The following is a 14827-nucleotide window of genomic DNA, read 5'->3' on the forward strand; positions in this document are numbered from 1 at the left end:
CGGCACCGCCGGACTCCGTCGCAGTGGGGTGGCGGAGGTCACAGGTGGCCCTAGGGTGGCCTACGGGCGGCCGTAGTCGCGGAGTTTTTCCCTGGCTTGTTCGGTCTGGGCCGGAGTGAGGAGGGTGGGCGCGCGGCCGGGTACCGAGGATGCGGTGAGCCAGACCCGGCACATCCACTCCAGCTGGGCGGTGCGGTCGTACGCCTGGTCGAGGCTCGCGCCGTACGTGAGGGTTCCGTGGTTGCGCAGGAGGCAGCCGGTGCGGCCGGTGAGGGCCTCCAGAGCGTGCGCGGCCAGCTCGTCGCTGCCGTAGAGGGCGTAAGGGGCGACGCGGACCGGACCGCCGAGGGCTCCGGCCATGTAGTGGATCAGCGGCAGCTCGTCGACGAGGGTGGAGACGGCCGTGGCGTGCACGGCGTGGGTGTGCACGATCGCGACGGCGCCGGTGGCGCGGTAGACCGCGAGGTGCAGGGGAAGCTCGCTGGTGGGGGCCAGATCGCCCAGGAGCGGGCGGCCCTCCAGGTCGACGGCGACCAGGTCGCGCGGGGTCAGCCGGTCGTAGGGGATGCCGCTCGGGGTGACGACGACGGCCTCCCCGACCCGTGCGGAGACGTTGCCCGAGGTGCCCACCACGAGGCCGTCGGCCGTGGTGCGCCGGGCCGTGGCCACGACGTCGGCCCATGCCCGGCGGATCTGTTCGCTCTCTTTCATCCGTCCCTCCATCCGTCCGTCCCTCCATCCGTCCGTCCACCCGTCCATCCGTCCCCCGCCTCCGGCTCGCGTCACTGATCAGTCCGACCCAGTTCACCTTCCGTTCACCCAGGGTCTTTACGGTCCACGCTGTACTGACCATCGAGCTGATTGCCTGGGTGAATGGAACACATCACGCTTCTCATCGGGATCGTGATCGTCACGGCCTTGGTGTTCGACTTTACGAACGGCTTCCACGACACGGCCAACGCCATGGCCACCACCATCTCCACCGGGGCGCTCAAGCCCAAGGTCGCGGTGGCCATGTCGGCCGTGCTCAATCTCGTAGGCGCCTTCCTGTCCGTGGAGGTCGCGGCGACGATCTCCAAGGGCATCGTCGACGAATCAGGAATCCGGCCGGAGATCATCTTCGCCGGACTGGTCGGCGCGATCGTCTGGAACCTGCTCACCTGGCTCGCGGGCCTGCCCTCCAGTTCCTCGCACGCGCTGTTCGGCGGCCTGATCGGCGCGACCATCGCCTCGGTGGGCACCGGCGCCGTCCACGGTGACGCCGTCGTCATGAAGGTCCTCATCCCCGCCGTCGTCGCCCCGGTCGTGGCCGGCCTGGCGACCGTGCTGGCCACCCGCATGACCTACCGCCTGGCGCGCAACGCCGACCCCGAGGCCAGCGCCAAGGGCTACCGCGCCGGGCAGATCGCCTCGGCCGCCCTGGTCTCCCTCGCCCACGGCACCAACGACGCCCAGAAGACCATGGGCGTCATCACCCTCGCGCTGATCTCCGGCGGCGCCCTGGGCGTGGACGCCGACCCGCCGATGTGGGTCATCGCCTCCGCCGGCATCGCCATCGCGCTCGGCACCTACCTCGGCGGCTGGCGCATCATCCGCACCCTCGGCAAGGGCCTGGCCGACATCCAGCCGCCGCAGGGCTTCGCCGCCCAGACCGGCGCCGCCGTCACCATCCTGGCCTCCTCCCACATCGGCTTCGCGCTCTCCACGACCCAGGTCTGCTCCGGCGCCGTCATGGGCGCGGGCATGGGCCGCAAGGGCGGCGTGGTGCGCTGGTCCACCGCCGGCCGCATGATCGCCGCCTGGGGCCTGACCCTCCCGGCCGCCGGCCTCGTCGGCGCCGGCGCCGCGCTCCTGGCGGACCAGGGCGACTGGGGCGTGACCGCGGTCGCCGTCCTCGCGCTGGTCGCCTGCGGCGCGATCTGGGTGGCCTCGCGCCGCAAGCCGGTCACGCACGACAACGTCAACGACCTCAACGAGCCGCAGGGCGTCGTCCCGGCCCCGGCGGAGCCCGTCGGCGTGGTCACCGCGGCCCTCCAGGCCGTGTCGCCGCCGCCGGCCGGCCCCACCGCCGCCCCGGCCGCCGCCACCCCCGCCCCCGCGACGGCCGGCTGACCGCCGGGCAACGGAGGAGAACCACCATGAACATCGACTGGGCAGCACTCGGCCAGGTCTTCGGCGTCAGCCTCGTGGCCACCCTCGGCCTCGTGGCCGTCTTCACCCTCGGCATCGTGGGCACGTCCCGCAAGGCCGGGCCCACCGCCACCGCCCCGGCGGCCGGCCCGGGCGTGGTGGCGCGCACCGGCGCGTACGCCTGCTTCGCACTGTGCGCCGCGGCCGTGGGGTACGGCATCTACCTGATCGTGGCCTGACCGCCGGACCCGCTTCGACGGCCGGGGCTCCCCACCGGGGGCCCCGGCCGCTGCGTTTCCCTCCCGGGGGCCGCAGGCAGCCCCGGGCCGCTCGGCGTAGCCGGGGACGGCAGGTCGGGCCAGGTCAGAGGTGAGTTGACGGCGCCCGCGGCACATGGTGGACTTCCGGAGCCAAACGGCGACAGCAGAGGAAGCCGGTGTGAATCCGGCGCGGTCCCGCCACTGTCACCGGGGAGCGTCTCCCCCACGCGATGCCACGGCGGCGAGCCGGAAGGCCGGGGCGGCGCGGATCCGGGAGCCAGGAGACTCTGGTCGCCGGTCACGTCGAGCCAGGGCGCGGACCCTGAGTGAGGACACATCGTCATGCCCGGCGCCCGCCACCGAACGCCCCGCACACTCCCCTCCCCCCGCCGAGGCGTGACGGCGGTCTGAGCCGATGCGTGCCGATCCGATCGGTTTCGCGTGCGGCGCCGCCCTCGGCTTCCTCGGTGACCGCGTCCTGGGCGACCCCCGCCGCGGCCACCCCGTGGCCGCGTTCGGCCGCGCCGCCCAGGCCGTCGAGCAGCGCCTGTGGCGCGACCACCGCGGCCACGGCGCCGTGCACGCCCTGCTGTGCGCGGGCGGCGCCGCCGCCGGTGCCGCGCTGCTGGCGCGCGCCGCGCGCTCTTCCCGCCCCGCCGGCGTCGCCCTGACCGCCGCGGCCACCTGGGCCGTGCTCGGGGGCACCTCCCTGGGCCGCGAGGCCCGCGCCATCGGCGGCGCGCTCGCCGCCGGCGACGTGGACGTCGCCCGCGAGCGCCTGCCGCACCTGTGCGGGCGCGACCCGCAGGCCCTGGACGGGCAGCAGATCGCGCGCGCCGTCGTGGAGTCCGTCGCCGAGAACACCTCCGACGCCGTCGTCGGCGCGCTGGTGTGGGGCGCCCTGGGGGGCGTGCCGGGGCTGGTGGGCTTCCGGGCGGTGAACACGCTGGACGCGATGGTGGGCCACAAGTCCCCCCGCTACCGCCGCTTCGGCTGGGCCTCGGCCCGTCTCGACGACGTCGCCGGCTGGCCCGGCGCCCGTCTCACCGCGGCCCTCGCCGTCCTCGCGGGCCCGGATCCGCGCGGCGCCTGGCGGGTGGCCCGGCGGGACGCGTCCCGCCACCCCAGCCCCAACGCGGGCCCCGTGGAGGCCGCGTTCGCGGGCGCCCTCGGTGTGCGCCTGGGCGGCACCCTCGCGTACGCGGGCCGCGTCGAGCACCGTCCCGTGCTGGGGGCGGAGAACCGCCCGGTGGCCACGGACGACATCGAGCGCGCCGTACGCCTCTCGCACCGGATCTCCCTGCTGGCCCTGGGAACGGCCGTGGTGGGCAGGCTCTCTGTCGGAAGCTTCGCACGGTACGCACGGAGGAGGAGCCGGTGACGGCTGACAGGAGCGGGCCCGCGGGCCCGCTGGGCGGGGGCCTGCTGGTGGCCGGCACCACCTCGGACGCGGGCAAGAGCGTGGTGACGGCCGGCATCTGCCGCTGGCTGTCCCGCAAGGGCGTCAAGGTCGCGCCGTTCAAGGCGCAGAACATGTCGCTCAACTCGTTCGTGACGCGTGAGGGCGCGGAGATAGGCCGGGCCCAGGCCATGCAGGCGGCCGCGGCCCGCGTGGAGCCCAGCGCCCTCATGAACCCTGTGCTGCTCAAGCCGGGCGGCGACCGCAGCAGCCAGGTCGTGCTGATGGGCAAGCCGGTGGGCGAGCTCAGTGCGCGCGGCTATCACGCGGGCCGTCAGGAGCAGCTGTTCGGCACGGTGACGGAGTGCCTGGAGGAGTTGCGGCGCACGCACGACGCGGTGATCTGCGAGGGCGCCGGCAGCCCGGCCGAGATCAACCTGCGGCGCAGCGACATCGTCAACATGGGCATCGCCCGGGCGGCCCGGCTGCCCGTGGTCGTGGTCGGCGACATCGACCGCGGCGGCGTCTTCGCGTCGTTCTTCGGCACGACCGCCCTGCTCTCGCCCGAGGACCAGGAGCTGATAGCGGGTTACGTCGTCAACAAGTTCCGGGGCGACGTGACGCTGCTGGAGCCCGGCCTGGACATGCTCTACGAGCTGACGGGCCGGCGGACGTTCGGCGTCCTGCCGTTCGCGCACGGCCTCGGCATCGACGAGGAGGACGGCCTGCGCGTCTCGCTGCGCGGCGCCGTGCGGGAGTCGGTGGTGGCCCCGCCGCACGGGGCGGACGTGCTGCGGGTCGCGGTGTGTGCGGTGCCGCTGATGTCCAACTTCACGGACGTGGACGCGCTGGCGGCCGAGCCGGGCGTGGTCGTCCGCTTCGTGGACCGCCCCGAGGAGCTCGCCGACGCGGACCTGGTCGTGGTGCCGGGCACCCGCGGCACCGTGCGGGCCCTGAACTGGCTGCGCGAGCGCGGTCTCGCGGACGCGCTGGCCCGGCGCGCCGCCGAGGGCCGCCCCGTCCTCGGCATCTGCGGCGGCTTCCAGCTGCTGGGCGAGCGCATCGAGGACGAGGTGGAGTCCCGGGCGGGGACCGTCGAGGGCCTGGGCCTGCTGCCCGTGCGCATCCGCTTCGCCGTGGAGAAGACCCTGGCCCGGCCCGTGGGCACGGCCCTGGGCGAGCCCGTCGAGGGCTACGAGATCCACCACGGTGTGGCCGACGTCCGCGGCGGGGACGAGGCGTTCATCTCCGATGACCAAGGAAACAGCCTGGACGGCTGCCGCGTGGGTGCCGTGTGGGGCACGCACTGGCACGGCTCGCTGGAGAGCGACGGCTTCCGGCGGGCGTTCCTGCGGCGCGTCGCGGAGGCCGCGGGCCGGGCGTTCGTCCCGGCGCCGGACACGAGCTTCGCGGCGCTGCGCGAGGAACAGCTGGACCGGCTGGGCGATCTGATCGAGGAACACGCGGACACGGATGCGCTGCTGCGGCTGATCGAGGACGGGGTTCCCCCGGGGGTCCCGTTCATACCGCCGGGCGCACCGGCTCCGCTCGCGCGGAACGACAACACAGGGGGTACCCGTTGACGGCCTCGGCCACCTACCCGTTCACCGCGGTCGTCGGCATGGACGACATGCGGCTGGGCCTGCTCCTCAACGCCATCTCGCCGTCCATCGGCGGGGTGCTCGTACGGGGTGAGAAGGGCACGGCGAAGACGACGACCGTGCGCGCCCTGTCCACGCTGCTGCCGTGGATCGACGCCATCGCCGGATGCCGGTTCTCGTGCGACCCGGCGTCCCCCGACCCCTCCTGCCCGGACGGCCCGCACGAGGACGGGGCGGCGCACGCCGCCCGTCCCGCCCGCATGGTCGAACTGCCCGTCGGCGCCTCCGAGGACCGGCTCGTGGGGGCGCTCGACATCGAACGGGCGCTGGGCGAGGGCGTGAAGGCTTTCGAGCCGGGTCTGCTGGCCGACGCGCACCGGGGCGTGCTGTACGTCGACGAGGTCAACCTCTTGGGCGACCATCTGGTCGACGCCCTCCTCGACGCGGCCGCCACCGGCGCCTCCTACGTCGAGCGCGAAGGCGTCTCCGTACGTCACGCCTCCCGCTTCCTCCTCGTCGGCACCATGAACCCCGAGGAGGGCGAGCTGCGCCCGCAGCTCCTCGACCGCTTCGGCCTGACCGTCGAGGTCGCGGCCTCGCGCGAGCCCGACGAGCGCGTCGAGGTCGTGCGCCGCCGCCTGGCCTACGACGAGGACCCGGCCGCGTTCGCCGCCAAGTGGGCCGCCGAGGAGGAGACGCTGCGGGAGCGGATCGCCGCCGCCCGCGCGCTGCTGCCGTCCGTACGCCTGGGCGACGGCGCGCTGCGCCGCATCGCCGCCGTGTGCGCGGGCTTCGAGGTGGACGGCATGCGCGCGGACATCGTGACCGCGCGCACCGCGACGGCCCTCGCCGCGTGGGCGGGCCGCACGGACGTGACGACGGCGGACGTACGGCAGGCGGCACTGCTGTCGCTGCCGCACCGGCGCCGGCGCAACCCCTTCGACGCGCCGGGCCTGGACGAGGACAAGCTCGACGAGATCCTCGGCCGGTTCGAGGACGACGAGCCGGAGCCCGAGCCGGAGCCGGAGCCCGAGGGCCCGGACGACGACGGGCCCGACGGCGGCCCCGAGGGCGGCGGCCCCGACGGCGGCGGGCAGCCCCCGCAGGACGGCACGGGCCCCGACGGCACGCCCGACGTCCCGCAGCAGCGCCAGGAGCCGGAGCCCGCCGGCCCCGAGCCCGCCTCCCCGGAGAGCCCGGACGCCCCCGAGGGCGCCCCCGCCCGCGGGGAGGCCCCCGAGGCCCCGGCCGTCGCCGCGGCCGACCCCTTCCGCACCCGCAAGTTCGACGTCCCCGGGCTCGGGGAGGGCGCCGACGGCCGCCGGTCGCGGGCCCGGACGGCCCACGGCCGGACGACCGGGGCCCGCCGCCCCCGCGGCGCCCTGTCCAAGCTCCACCTGGCCGCCACGGTGCAGGCCGCCGCCCCGCACCAGCGGGCGCGCGGGCGCAGCGGCGCCGGGCTCGTCGTCCGCCGCGACGACCTGCGGGAGGCGGTGCGCGAGGGCCGCGAGGGCAACCTCGTGCTGTTCGTCGTGGACGCCTCCGGCTCCATGGCCGCCCGCAAGCGGATGAGCGCCGTCAAGGGCGCGGTGCTGTCCCTGCTGCTGGACGCGTACCAGCGCCGGGACAAGATCGGCATGGTGACGTTCCGGGGCGCCGGCGCGGACGTGGCGCTGCCGCCGACGTCCTCGGTGGACACGGGCGCGGCACGGCTGGAGAAGCTGCCGACCGGCGGGCGCACGCCCCTGGCGGCGGGCCTCCTGCAGGCGCACGAGGTGCTGCGGGTGGAGCGGCTGCGCGACCCGTCCCGGCGCCCGCTGCTGGTCGTCGTCACCGACGGCCGGGCCACCGGCGGCCCGGAGCCGCTGGCGAGGGCGGCGCGCGCCGCCCGGCTGCTGGCCGGCGAGGGCACGGCGTCGGTGGTCGTGGACTGCGAGCAGGGGCCGGTGCGGCTCGGGCTCGCCGCCGAGCTGGGCCGGGAGCTGCGCGGCCCGGTCGTGACGCTGGACGAGCTGCGCGCGGACAGCGTCTCCGCGCTCGTACGTACCGTACGGACCGCACACACCAGGAAGGCCGCGTAATGCCCAAGGGACAGCCGACCGTCGTTCCCGACGACGGACTCACCACGCGTCAGCGCCGCAACCGGCCGCTGGTCTTCGTCCACACCGGCCTCGGCAAGGGCAAGTCCACGGCGGCCTTCGGCCTGGCGCTGCGGGCGTGGAACCAGGGCTGGCCGGTCGGGGTGTTCCAGTTCGTGAAGTCGGCGAAGTGGAAGGTCGGCGAGGAGAACGCGCTGCGGGTGCTCGGTGCGTCGGGCGAGGGCGGCACGGTCGCCTGGCACAAGATGGGCGAGGGCTGGTCGTGGATCCAGCGGGACCCCAAGGACGGCGAGCAGAGCAACGAGGACAAGGCGCGCGAGGGCTGGGAGCAGGTCAAGCGCGACCTGGCGGCCGAGACGTACAAGCTCTACGTGCTGGACGAGTTCGCCTACCCCCTGCACTGGGGGTGGATCGACACGGACGAGGTGATCGAGGTGCTGCGCGACCGCCCCGGCACCCAGCACGTGGTGATCACGGGCCGCAACGCCCCGCAGGCGCTCGTCGACTTCGCCGACCTGGTCACCGACATGTCCAAGGTCAAGCACCCGATGGACACCGGGCAGAAGGGCCAGCGGGGCATCGAGTGGTGAGTACGCACATCCCCCGCCTGGTCATCGCCGCCCCGGCCTCCGGCAGCGGCAAGACCACGGTGGCCACCGGCCTGATGCGGGCCTTCGCGGACGCGGGGCTCGCCGTGTCGCCGCACAAGGTCGGCCCGGACTACATCGACCCGGGCTACCACGCGCTCGCGACGGGCCGTCCCGGCCGCAACCTGGACGCGTACATGTGCGGCCCGGACCGGATCGCCCCGCTGTTCCTGCACGGGGCCGCGGGCTGCGACGTCGCGGTCGTCGAGGGCGTGATGGGCCTCTACGACGGGGCGAGCGGGCAGGGCGAGCTGGCGTCGACGGCACACGTGGCCAAGCTGCTCAAGGCCCCGGTCGTCCTGGTCGTCGACGCGTCGTCGCAGTCGCGGTCGGTGGCCGCGCTGGTGCACGGCTTCGCGTCCTGGGACCCGGAGGTACGGGTCGCGGGCGTCATCCTCAACAAGGTCGGCTCGGACCGGCACGAGGCGCTGCTGCGGGAGGCGCTGACGGAGTCGGGCGTGCCGGTCCTGGGCGCGGTGCGCCGCGCCGAGCAGGTCCACACGCCCTCGCGCCACCTGGGCCTGGTGCCGGTGGCCGAACGCAGCACCGAAGCGACGGACGCGGTGGCGGCCCAGGCCGCGAGGGTCAGGGAGGGCTGCGACCTGGAGGGGCTGCTGGCCTTGGCGCGCAGCGCGCCGCCACTGGTTGACGAGCCATGGGCTCCCCATGGTTTGCGGGCAGGCGCCCCGGCTTCCCACCCCACCCCTACCGGGCCGCACCCGAAGAACAAACCAGTGATCGCCGTAGCCGGCGGCCCGGCCTTCACCTTCTCGTACGCGGAGCACACGGAACTCCTGAAGGCCGCAGGCGCGGAGGTCGTCACCTTCGATCCCCTCCGCGACGAGGCCCTCCCAGAAGGCACCGCCGCCCTCGTCATAGGCGGCGGATTCCCCGAGGTCTACGCCCCCGAACTCTCCGCGAACGAACCCCTCCGCAAGGAGGTCGCGGCCCTCGCGGCGACCGGCGCCCCGGTCGTCGCCGAGTGCGCGGGCCTGCTCTACCTCTCCCGTTCCCTGGACGGCAAGCCTATGTGCGGCGTGCTCCCCGCGGACGCCCGCATGTCCGGCCGCCTCACCCTCGGCTACCGCGAGGCGGTGGCCATCGCGGACAACGTGCTGGCGCAGGCGGGCACGCGCGTGCGGGGGCACGAGTTCCACCGCACGGTGACCGAGCCGGGCGCGGGCGGGGCCCCCGCCTGGGGGTTCACCCACCCGGAGCGCCGCACGGAGGGCTTCGTACGCGACGGGGTGCACGCCTCGTACCTGCACGTGCACTGGGCGGGCGCCCCGGGCACGGCCGCCCGGCTGGTGGCGGGCGCAGGCGCCCGCGCGGGCGGTGTCAGTGAGCGAGGCCCACGACCAGCCAGATGAAGCCCGCCCCGGCCGCCGTGCAGGCGAGGGTGGAGACGGCCGGGTGGGTGTGGTGGGCCTCGGGGAGGATGTCGGACGTGGCCAGGTAGAGCAGGACGCCGCCGAAGAAGCCGAGGTAGACGCCGAGGAATCCGGCCGGAAGGGTGAACAGCAGGGTGGACGCCGCGCCGATGAGGGGGGCGACGGCGTCCGCGGTGAGCATCAGGAGGGCGCGGTGCCGGTCGTTCCCGTACAGGTCGGTGATCGTGTACGTGTTGAAGCCGTCCGCGAAGTCGTGCGCGATGACGGCCACGGCGACGGCGACCGCCACGCCGTGGTCGACCTGGAAGGCCGCGCCGATGGCGACGCCGTCCATGGCGCTGTGACCGACGAGGGCGGCGGCCGCGGTGAGGCCGACCTGCGGGGTGCGTTCGGCGGCGCTGACGCCGTGGGCGGCCTTGCGGACGGCGAGGAGCCGCTCGACCATGTGGGCGGCGAGGAAGCCGGCGACGAAGCACAGCAGGGCGGCCGGCACGCCGAAGACGTCGTGGCCGGCGGCCTCCAGGGCCTCGGGCAGCAGGTCGAGGCCGACGACGCCGAGCATCAGCCCGCCCGCGAACCCCAGGACGAGGTGTCTGCGGTCGGTGATGCGGTGCGCGGCCCAGCCGCCGAGCAGCGTCATCAGGAACGCGCCCATGGCGATCACGACCGGCACGCTTCCACCCCTCTCGCGGCTGCAGTATCTCCCGCCGGTCCGGCCCTCGCACCCGTACTCGCCGCACGCGCCGTGTACGTGGGGGTGGGCGCCCGGCGCGGCGTGGCGGCCGCGGAGGTGCTGGAGCTGGTGGAGCGGACGCTGACGGAGGCCGGGGTGCGCGGGCTGCGGCCGGCGGCGCTGGCGACGGCCGAGGCGAAGGCGGGCGAGGGCGGCCTGGTGGAGGCGGCGGCCGAGCTGGGCGTGCCACTGCGGGTGTACGGGGCCGGTGCGCTGGCCGGCGTCGCGGTGCCGGACCCTTCGGCCGCCGCGCTGGCCGCCGTGGGGACGCCCGCGGTGGCGGAGGCGGCGGCGCTGCTGGCGGCCGGGGAGGGCGGGGTACTGGCCGTGGGGAAGCGGAAGTCTGCGCGGGTGACGTGTGCGGTGGCGTACGGACCCGCTTGACGGTCGTTCCGCAGCCGTCAGTACGGTCTTGGGGCGGGCGATTTCCACGCCCGCAAGACGTGTGAACGACGACCAGCAGCAAACGGACGAGAGAAGGCGGCCCGCGGCCATGCACACTCCCAGCGAACCCGACCTGCGCCACCACGGTGACGCCGAAGTGCGGGGTGCCGGCGCGGAGCTGACGGACCTCGCGGTGAACGTACGGGCGGGCACGCCCCCGGTGTGGCTGCGCGAGCACATCGCCGCGTCGCTCGACGGCCTCGCCGCCTATCCGGACGGGCGGGCCGCCCGGCGGGCGGTGGCGGAGCGGCACGGGCTGCCGGAGGAGCGCGTGCTGCTGACGGCGGGGGCCGCGGAGGCGTTCGTCCTGCTCGCGCGGGCGCTGCGGGTGCGGCGGCCGGTGGTGGTGCACCCTCAGTTCACGGAGCCGGAGGCGGCGCTGCGGGACGCCGGGCACCGGGTGGAGCGGGTGCTGCTCGACGAGGCGGACGGGTTCCGGCTGGATCCGCGTGCGGTGCCGGGCGACGCGGACCTGGTCGTCGTCGGCAATCCGACCAACCCCACGTCCGTCCTCCACCCGGCGCGGGACCTGGCGCGGCTCGCCCGGCCGGGGCGGACGCTGGTGGTCGACGAGGCGTTCATGGACGCGGTGCCGGGCGAGGCGGAGTCGCTGGCGTCCGTCACGGACCTGCCCGGGCTGATCGTGCTGCGCAGCCTCACCAAGACCTGGGGGCTGGCGGGGCTGCGGATCGGCTACGTGCTCGCGTCGCCCGGCACCATAGCCAGGCTGGAGCGGGCCCAGCCGCTGTGGCCGGTGTCGTCGCCGGCGCTGGCCGCGGCGGAGGTGTGCAGCGCTCCCCCGGCCCTCGCGGAGGCCGCGCGCGCCGCGGACCGCCTCGCCGAGGACCGGACCTATCTCGCAGCGGCCGTGGGCCAGTTCGAGGGGGTCCGGGTCCACGGGCCGGCGGCCGGGCCGTTCCTGCTGATCCGGGTGCGGGGCGCCGCGGCCGTGCGGGGCAGGCTGCGGGGGCTGGGGTTCGCGGTGCGCCGCGGCGACACGTTCCCGGGGCTCGGGCCGGACTACCTGCGCCTCGCGGTCCGGGACCGGGCGACCACGGACCGCTTCGCGGAGGCCCTCGGCAAGGCGCTGGCCGAGGGCTGAGGGCGAGGGGCTGCCCTTCGTTCAGTCGCCGCGGCGGGCCGCCGAGCGGCGGCGGGTGACGACGAGGGCGCCCGCCCCTGCGGCGACGAGGAGGGCCGCGCCGCCCGCGACGTAGGGGGGACAGCTCGCGCCGGCGGCTGGGACCCCGCCATATTTGACCCCCGGAGGGTGAAGGGGCGCCCTCCTGAGGTCAGTTCACCCCAACGGGTTGTTTCCGCAACGGCTTTCGATTCGCTGGGCGCGGGAGTTGATCCTTGTCACTGGCGTCACCCCTGTTCGGGAGGCGGGCTTGATCGCTAAGGTGCCGACGTATGCCGACCCCGCGGATAGCCCCGACAGCCGCCGACCGGACGGCGCGGCTGGCTGTCACCGTGTTCCCCCTGCTCGTCGTCGCCGCCGGAGGGGTGGGGCTCGCCGCCCCCTCCCACTTCACCGGCTGGGCGCCGGCCGTGCCCTGGCTGCTGGGCGTCGTGATGTTCACGATGGGCCTCACGCTCACCGGCGAGGACTTCCGCGCCGTCGCCAAGCGGCCCTGGGCGGTCGGGCTCGGCCTCGCCGCCCACTACGTGATCATGCCGGGGCTGGGCTGGCTGATCGCCACGGTGCTCGGGCTGCCGCCGCAGCTGGCCGCCGGGGTGATCCTCGTCGGCTGCGCGCCGAGCGGCACGGCGTCCAACGTCGTCACGTACCTCGCGCGCGGGGACGTCGCCCTGTCCGTGTCCGTCGCCACCGTCTCCACGCTCGTCGCGCCGCTCGTCACCCCGCCGTTGACGCTGCTGCTGGCGGACCGGTTCCTGGACGTGGACGCGGGCGCGATGCTCACCGACATCCTCAAGACCGTGCTCGTGCCGGTGCTCGGCGGGACGCTCGTGCGGATGGCCGCGGGGCGGTGGGTCGCCAAGGTGCTGCGCGCCCTGCCGGTGCTCTCGGCGCTGACGATCGCCGTCCTCGTCCTCATCGTGGTCTCGGGCAGCGCGTCCCGCATCAAGGACGCCGCCGCGCTGGTCCTCCTCGCCGTCGTCCTCCACAACGGCCTCGGCCTGGCCCTCGGCTACGCGGCGGGCCGGCTGGCCCGGCTCGGCCGCCCGTCGAGCCGGGCGATGGCCTTCGAGGTCGGCATGCAGAACTCGGGCCTGGCGGCGTCACTGGCCACGGCCCACTTCAGCCCGGCGGCGGCGCTGCCGGCGGCGATCTTCTCGGTATGGCACAACGTCTCGGGCGCGGCGCTAGCAGCCTGGATGTCAAGGCGCCCCCACCCCTAGCGGTCTGCACCGCCATGACACGCCCCCCGGCGTCGCCGAGCCGACCGCAGGCCGTCAGGCACCGCCGCGAACCACCATCGTGGCGCATCGTCGCCGCGGCGGAGGAAGACGCCGGCCTCAGGCCCGCACACCGACCGGTGCGGCTCACCGCCCCCGGCGGGTGCCCGGCCGGCCCCAGGCAGGCCAGGCACCGCCGGACACCACCACCGTGGCCGATCACCGCCGCGGCGGAGGAAGTTGCCCGGCCCGCAGCCACACCGGAAGCAACCCGCCACACCACCCGGGCCACGCCCCTCTTCCCCGCCGCCACGGCGCGCAACCCCCACCAAACGCACCCGGCGGTGCCCAGCCGACCCCAGGCAGGCCAGGCACCGCCGGAAACCATCACCGTGGCGGAACACCACCGCGGCGGAGGAAGACGCCGACCCCGGCGACACACACTGAACCCCGGGCCCCGGGCCAAGCCGACCGCAGGTCACCCCGTGGCTAGCGGATCACCCTCCCCCGCAGAATCACCCGCTTCGGCGAGCCCAGGACTCTCACGTCCGCCCTCGGGTCCGTCTCGTAGACGACGATGTCGGCCGGGGCGCCCTCCTCCAGGCCCGGGCGGCCGAGCCAGGACCGGGCCGACCACGTGGTGGCCGACAGGGCCGCGAGCGGGGGCAGGCCGGCTTTGACCAGTTCGTCTACCTCCTGGCCTACCAGGCCGTGCGCAAGAGAGCCGCCCGCGTCCGTGCCGACGAAGACCGGGATGCCCGCGTCGTACGCCGCCCGCACCGTCTCGTAGCGCCGGGCGTGCAGGCGCCGCATGTGGTCCGCCCAGCGCGGGAACTTCCCTTCGCCGCCGTCCGCGAGCCGCGGAAACGTCGCGATGTTGACGAGGGTCGGCACGATGGCGACCCCGCGCTCGGCGAACAGCGGAATGGTCTCCTCGGTGAGCCCGGTGGCGTGCTCGATGCAGTCGATGCCCGCTTCCACGAGCGGCGCCAGCGACTCCTCCGCGAAGCAGTGCGCGGTCACGCGCGCCCCGAGGCGGTGCGCCTCGGCGATCGCGGCCGCGACCTCCCCGCGCGGCCAGCAGAAGGACAGGTCGCCCGTCTCGCGGTCGATCCAGTCCCCGACGAGCTTGACCCACCCGTCCCCGCGCCGCGCCTCCCGCGCCACGTACGCGACGAGGTCGTCCGGCTCGATCTCGTGCGCGTAGTTGCGGATGTACCGGCGGGTGCGCGCGATGTGGCGCCCGGCACGGATGATGCGCGGCAGGTCCTCGCGGTCATCGATCCAGCGCGTGTCCGAGGGGGAGCCTGCGTCGCGCAGCAGCAGCGCTCCCGCGTCCCGGTCGGTGAGCGCCTGCTTCTCGGCGGTGGATTCGTCGACCGGACCGTGGGCGTCGAGGCCCACGTGGCAGTGCGCGTCCACGAGGCCGGGCAGCGCCCAGCCCTCGACGGTGGTGACGTCCCGCGCCCCCACCGGCCGTTCGAAGGTGATCCGGCCGTCGACGGCCCACAGCTCGTCGCGCACCCCGCCGTCCGGGTCCGCGCCGACGAGCACCCGCCCCTTGATGTGCAGCACCCCACTGTCGCTCATGGACCGCACTGTACGAGCCCGCTCCTCCCGCCCGCCAAGGGGCCGTCGCCGGGGCGCTGCCGGGGTGGCGTCCAGCCGCGTAGGGCAATTCCCCGGAACTCCTCTCCAGTAATTCCGGAGACAACTCTCCGCGCATTCTCATGCCCGCTTTCCCGCACCCTAAACGCAGCAT

General features: G+C 75.1%; 13 protein-coding genes, 1 pseudogene and 1 riboswitch. Of the genes and pseudogenes, 10 read left to right on the top strand and 4 right to left on the bottom strand.

Features of this window, described 5'->3' with window-relative positions; genetic code table 11:
• Positions 1-60: 60 nt before the first annotated feature.
• A complete protein-coding gene (locus FGW37_RS07725; protein ID WP_179080380.1) occupies positions 61-711 on the bottom strand; it encodes a class II aldolase/adducin family protein in 651 nt (216 codons plus the stop codon).
• A gap of 162 nt (positions 712-873) precedes the next feature.
• Between FGW37_RS07725 and FGW37_RS07730 the strand changes: the two genes are divergently transcribed.
• From FGW37_RS07730 to FGW37_RS07760, 7 genes are all read left to right on the top strand, one after another.
• Positions 874-2112, top strand: coding sequence for an inorganic phosphate transporter (locus FGW37_RS07730; protein WP_179080381.1), 1239 nt, complete (start codon positions 874-876; stop codon positions 2110-2112).
• 26 nt (positions 2113-2138) lie between these two features.
• Complete coding sequence (locus tag FGW37_RS07735) at positions 2139-2369, top strand: hypothetical protein (RefSeq protein WP_179080382.1); 231 nt, start codon at positions 2139-2141, stop codon at positions 2367-2369.
• 188 nt (positions 2370-2557) lie between these two features.
• A riboswitch (cobalamin riboswitch) is annotated at positions 2558-2677 on the top strand.
• A 128-nt stretch (positions 2678-2805) separates the two neighbouring features.
• Positions 2806-3771, top strand: coding sequence for a cobalamin biosynthesis protein (locus FGW37_RS07740; protein ID WP_179080383.1), 966 nt, complete (start codon positions 2806-2808; stop codon positions 3769-3771).
• A gap of 29 nt (positions 3772-3800) precedes the next feature.
• Positions 3801-5372 carry a cobyric acid synthase gene (locus tag FGW37_RS07745; protein WP_179084568.1) on the top strand — a complete coding sequence of 524 codons (1572 nt, stop codon included), beginning with the start codon at positions 3801-3803 and terminating at the stop codon, positions 5370-5372.
• 38 nt (positions 5373-5410) lie between these two features.
• The gene (locus FGW37_RS07750; RefSeq protein ID WP_246430737.1) at positions 5411-7471 is read left to right on the top strand and encodes a putative cobaltochelatase; all 2061 of its coding nucleotides are present in this window, start codon (positions 5411-5413) and stop codon (positions 7469-7471) included.
• Positions 7471-8079, top strand: a complete 609-nt coding sequence (cobO, locus tag FGW37_RS07755; RefSeq protein WP_179080385.1) for a cob(I)yrinic acid a,c-diamide adenosyltransferase — start codon at positions 7471-7473, stop codon at positions 8077-8079. The genes FGW37_RS07750 and cobO overlap by 1 nt, the downstream gene beginning before the upstream one ends.
• Positions 8073-9506 (top strand): cobyrinic acid a,c-diamide synthase CobB, encoded by a 1434-nt coding sequence (locus FGW37_RS07760; protein WP_425506487.1) that lies wholly within the window; start codon positions 8073-8075, stop codon positions 9504-9506. Before cobO ends, FGW37_RS07760 begins: the two co-directional genes overlap by 7 nt.
• Here the strand turns inward: FGW37_RS07760 and FGW37_RS07765 are convergent.
• Entirely contained in the window at positions 9475-10182 is a 708-nt protein-coding gene (locus tag FGW37_RS07765) for a ZIP family metal transporter (RefSeq protein ID WP_425506639.1), read from the bottom strand. The genes FGW37_RS07760 and FGW37_RS07765 overlap by 32 nt on opposite strands.
• Before the next feature lie 90 nt (positions 10183-10272).
• Between FGW37_RS07765 and FGW37_RS07770 the strand changes: the two genes are divergently transcribed.
• Positions 10273-10644 carry a cobalamin biosynthesis protein gene (locus FGW37_RS07770; RefSeq protein WP_179080388.1) on the top strand — a complete coding sequence of 124 codons (372 nt, stop codon included), beginning with the start codon at positions 10273-10275 and terminating at the stop codon, positions 10642-10644.
• Positions 10645-10753: 109 nt separating this feature from the next.
• On the top strand, positions 10754-11806 hold the full coding sequence (gene cobC / locus FGW37_RS07775; RefSeq protein ID WP_179080389.1) for an Rv2231c family histidinol phosphate aminotransferase CobC: 1053 nt from the start codon (positions 10754-10756) through the stop codon (positions 11804-11806).
• Positions 11807-11827: 21 nt separating this feature from the next.
• Here cobC and FGW37_RS33840 read toward each other — a convergent pair.
• Positions 11828-11920 (bottom strand): annotated as a pseudogene (locus FGW37_RS33840) (LAETG motif-containing sortase-dependent surface protein); the annotation flags it as partial.
• A 197-nt stretch (positions 11921-12117) separates the two neighbouring features.
• On the opposite strand from FGW37_RS33840, the gene FGW37_RS07780 reads away from it, so the two are divergent.
• A complete protein-coding gene (locus FGW37_RS07780; protein WP_179080390.1) occupies positions 12118-13068 on the top strand; it encodes a bile acid:sodium symporter family protein in 951 nt (316 codons plus the stop codon).
• 486 nt (positions 13069-13554) lie between these two features.
• Here FGW37_RS07780 and FGW37_RS07785 read toward each other — a convergent pair whose 3' ends face one another.
• The gene (locus tag FGW37_RS07785; RefSeq protein WP_179080391.1) at positions 13555-14655 is read right to left on the bottom strand and encodes an amidohydrolase family protein; all 1101 of its coding nucleotides are present in this window, start codon (positions 14653-14655) and stop codon (positions 13555-13557) included.
• Positions 14656-14827 lie beyond the last annotated feature (172 nt).

The sequence above is a fragment of the Streptomyces rectiverticillatus genome, assembly GCF_013394065.1.
Taxonomy (GTDB): Bacteria; Actinomycetota; Actinomycetes; order Streptomycetales; family Streptomycetaceae; genus Streptomyces; species Streptomyces rectiverticillatus.

What these genes read in the sequence shown, in the direction of transcription:
- FGW37_RS07740 (WP_179080383.1), top strand. Translation starts at nt 2,806, where the DNA reads ATGCGTGCCGATCCGATCGGTTTCGCGTGCGGCGCCGCCCTCGGCTTC.
- FGW37_RS07785 (WP_179080391.1), bottom strand. Translation starts at nt 14,655, where the DNA reads ATGAGCGACAGTGGGGTGCTGCACATCAAGGGGCGGGTGCTCGTCGGC.
- FGW37_RS07730 (WP_179080381.1), top strand. Translation starts at nt 874, where the DNA reads ATGGAACACATCACGCTTCTCATCGGGATCGTGATCGTCACGGCCTTG.
- cobO (WP_179080385.1), top strand. Translation starts at nt 7,471, where the DNA reads ATGCCCAAGGGACAGCCGACCGTCGTTCCCGACGACGGACTCACCACG.
- cobC (WP_179080389.1), top strand. Translation starts at nt 10,754, where the DNA reads ATGCACACTCCCAGCGAACCCGACCTGCGCCACCACGGTGACGCCGAA.
- FGW37_RS07780 (WP_179080390.1), top strand. Translation starts at nt 12,118, where the DNA reads ATGCCGACCCCGCGGATAGCCCCGACAGCCGCCGACCGGACGGCGCGG.
- FGW37_RS07735 (WP_179080382.1), top strand. Translation starts at nt 2,139, where the DNA reads ATGAACATCGACTGGGCAGCACTCGGCCAGGTCTTCGGCGTCAGCCTC.
- FGW37_RS07765 (WP_425506639.1), bottom strand. Translation starts at nt 10,182, where the DNA reads ATGGGCGCGTTCCTGATGACGCTGCTCGGCGGCTGGGCCGCGCACCGC.
- FGW37_RS07725 (WP_179080380.1), bottom strand. Translation starts at nt 711, where the DNA reads ATGAAAGAGAGCGAACAGATCCGCCGGGCATGGGCCGACGTCGTGGCC.
- FGW37_RS07750 (WP_246430737.1), top strand. Translation starts at nt 5,411, where the DNA reads ATGGACGACATGCGGCTGGGCCTGCTCCTCAACGCCATCTCGCCGTCC.